Genomic DNA, 3,009 nt, shown 5'->3' on the forward strand with positions numbered 1-3,009 from the left:
ATTGCGCAACTGCGAATACGGGGCTGAGCACCAGAAAGTCGACCCTAAATACGAAAATGCTCACCTGACCGCGATCAGCGCCCAGAACCTGCTCAAGGAGAAAAAACCCAAAGAAGCCCTTGAATATTATGAAGCGGCTCGCCGCGAGATGGAGCACCCCAATGTCGGTGCGGACAAAGGCGAAGATATTTACATCAACTACGGTTTCGTTATGAACGATATCGGCGTTATTCACCTGAGTTGGGCGCTCTATGGCAAGGAGTTGGATACTGAACGCACTCAAATCGACATGGCTAACATTGATCCACAAGAGTTGCAAACCGCTACGCAGGCTCTGCGAGAGGCCATCGACTTTTACGAACGCTGGTATAAACACAATCCCAATGATTATGAGCGTTACTCCAAAGCCATTTCAGAGAGTTACGCCAACTTGGGCGTTGCCCTGAAATATGCCGGTAAGACCGATGAAGCGGTCGCCGCCTTTGCCCAGTCACTGCTGCGCAACCCGAAAAACGGCAATGCCGAACGGTCATTGACGATGTTGGAGATCAACCCGAAGCCCTACATCGAAGCAGGGCAAAAAGAGATGGAAAAACATTAAACATGCCCACCACGAAAACGCCCCGATTCCGGGGCGTTTTCTTTATCAAATCACTGATTACCGACAAAATATTCCCGACGACCCCTTGTTTTGAAGCGACAGGAGGCAACCATGGCCCACTGGTATTTAAGTTATAACGGTGAACAACACGGTCCTTTTGACGAGGCAGAAGCCCAGCAAAAGGCACGCCACAATCCCAACGGCTTTGCCTGGAAAGAGGGCTTTTCCACGTGGCTGCCCATCACCCAGATTGCCGAGCTTGCAGCAGCACCAACCACAGTGGCACCACCGCCCAGCCCGCTGACCTCTTCCGCGCACCGGCGTGCTGATGAGATCGACTTCACCATCCACGGCACTGAAATGCAGTTTGTCGAAATCGAGCTTGATCCCGGCGAAAGCGCCGTTGCCGAGGCCGGGGCCATGATGTACAAGGCCAGCACCATCAGCATGGAAACCGTCTTTGGTGATGGTGGTCCGCAAACCGGCGGTTTTATGGGAAAACTGCTCGGAGCCGGCAAACGACTGGTCACCGGAGAGAGCCTGTTCACTACGGTGTTCACCCATCAGGGGCATGGCAAAGCCCATGTTGCCTTTGGTGCTCCCTACCCCGGTAACATTATACCCGTGGCACTCGATGCCATGGGCGGCAGCCTGATCTGCCAGAAGGACGCCTTTTTGTGTGCGGCGCGTGGTGTTTCCATCGGTCTCCATCTGCAAAAGCGCATCCTCACCGGCCTGTTCGGCGGCGAAGGGTTCATCATGCAGAAGCTCGAAGGGGACGGCATGGCCTTTCTCCATGCTGGCGGCAGCATTGTCGAGCGCGAACTCAAACCCGGAGAAGAGCTGCATGTCGACACCGGCTGTGTGGTGGCCTATGAGCCCAAGGTCAGTTTTGATATTCAACAGGCTGGCGGCATCAAGACATCTTTGTTCGGTGGCGAGGGGCTATTTTTTGCCAAACTGCAAGGGCCGGGAAAAATTTGGCTGCAATCGCTGCCGTTCTCACGTCTAGCAGGCCGCATGTTGCAGGCGGCACCGCAACGAGGTGGCAGTCAGGGGGAAGGGTCAATTCTTGGGTCGATTGGAAATCTGCTTGATGGGGATAATGGCTAGGGAAGTGCACCGCTGTTGTTTTTTAATCACATTGTGCTGCTGATTGCTTTGGCAAAGGATATCGGTGCGTGGTGCGCGCGTGACGTTCGGCGCTGCTGAACGGGAGAGCTGGGCTGCTAAATATCACACGACTGCAGGGCGGGCACCGTCCCGCCCGTTTGATCGATGCCACGGGAAAAATAGAGCGCGACATAATGTTGTTATCAACGTTTTACGCCAGTGCTGATGAGTTGCTTGATTCGTCGACCTAAAGGGCGGCGAGCCGAGTCCGTTGCGGATCTCGAACACAGACTCCGTGTCGGTTGATCTAGGTTCAGGAGAAGTTCAGCCGGTTTTTTGAAGCGCGTCGCGAAAAATAAGCGCGAAAAATTGCGATAAATCGCCGTCAGATTCCTTTTGACACAATCAAAGCATATTTGACAAATCAAAATAATCCTGCCTGCTGGCCGCGAATCTCCGTTCCAAATCCTCCCCATGATCCATAGATCAATTCAACGCAATCACTTGGTTGATCTGCTCCACCGACAGTGTATTGATAATCGACTTCAACAACAGGAAGATCTGCGAATAATTCCCTGATCTCTGGATGGCCATTAATGCTGATGATCATCTTACCTTTGATCGTGCGAGCAAGATCCAGGAGCCGCTCATAATGCTTCCAATCGAATTCAACGCCATAGCCTTCGACTTGCCAATATGGTGGGTCACAATAAAAAAGCGTGTGTTGACGATCATATTTGGCGACAACTTGGTCCCACGGCAAGTGCTCAATCGTTGTTTGTGACAAACGGAAATGCGCATCGGCGAGGTCATCCTCTATCGTCATATAGTTGAATCGTGGCCGCGATGTTGTTGAGGTGCCGAATGTTTGCCCATCAACCTTTCCTCCGAAAGCCAGCTTCTGCAAATACAAAAAAACGGGCCGCACGTTGGACATCGGTTAAGGTGTCGATGGGTGTCCGTTTCAAGCGATCCCAATTCTCCCGGCTGGTCAACACCCACTTAAATTGTTTATACAGCTCCTCGACGTGTAGCTGGACGATCCGATAAAGATTAACCAGGTCGCCATTAATATCGTTGATTATTTCCACCTGGCTTGGCTGTTTCATAAAGAAGAGTGCCGCCGCGCCACAGAATGGCTCGACATAACACTGATGGTCGGGGAACAAGGGAAAAATTCGTCAGCAAGTTACGCTTACCACGATCAAAGAATGATTGGCTTGTCAGTGAGTAGCCCCTATCAATCTGTTTGATGGATATTTTTCCTGCCGGTACATGCGGGAAGCCTGGCCTGC

General features: G+C 52.1%; 2 protein-coding genes and 2 pseudogenes. 2 read left to right on the top strand and 2 right to left on the bottom strand.

Annotated elements, in window-relative coordinates; all coding sequences use genetic code 11:
* Both DACE_RS16830 and DACE_RS16835 read left to right on the top strand, forming a co-directional pair.
* Nucleotides 1-601, top strand: a pseudogene (locus DACE_RS16830) (hypothetical protein); the annotation flags it as partial.
* Between the two features lie 111 nt (nt 602-712).
* The gene (locus DACE_RS16835) at nt 713-1,714 is read left to right on the top strand and encodes a TIGR00266 family protein (protein WP_006003415.1); all 1,002 of its coding nucleotides are present in this window, start codon (nt 713-715) and stop codon (nt 1,712-1,714) included.
* Nucleotides 1,715-2,138: 424 nt separating this feature from the next.
* Here the strand turns inward: DACE_RS16835 and DACE_RS16840 are convergent.
* Both DACE_RS16840 and DACE_RS18755 read right to left on the bottom strand, forming a co-directional pair.
* Nucleotides 2,139-2,892 (bottom strand): annotated as a pseudogene (locus DACE_RS16840) (DNA adenine methylase).
* Nucleotides 2,783-3,009: hypothetical protein (locus DACE_RS18755; protein WP_238326442.1), on the bottom strand; the 227-nt coding region annotated here is incomplete at its 5' end. The pseudogene DACE_RS16840 and the gene DACE_RS18755, both read right to left, overlap by 110 nt.

This window comes from Desulfuromonas acetoxidans DSM 684 (assembly GCF_000167355.1).
GTDB lineage: Bacteria > Desulfobacterota > Desulfuromonadia > Desulfuromonadales > Desulfuromonadaceae > Desulfuromonas > Desulfuromonas acetoxidans.

Coding starts and splice junctions, on each gene's coding strand:
- DACE_RS16835 (WP_006003415.1), top strand. CDS start 713: ATGGCCCACTGGTATTTAAGTTATAACGGTGAACAACACGGTCCTTTT.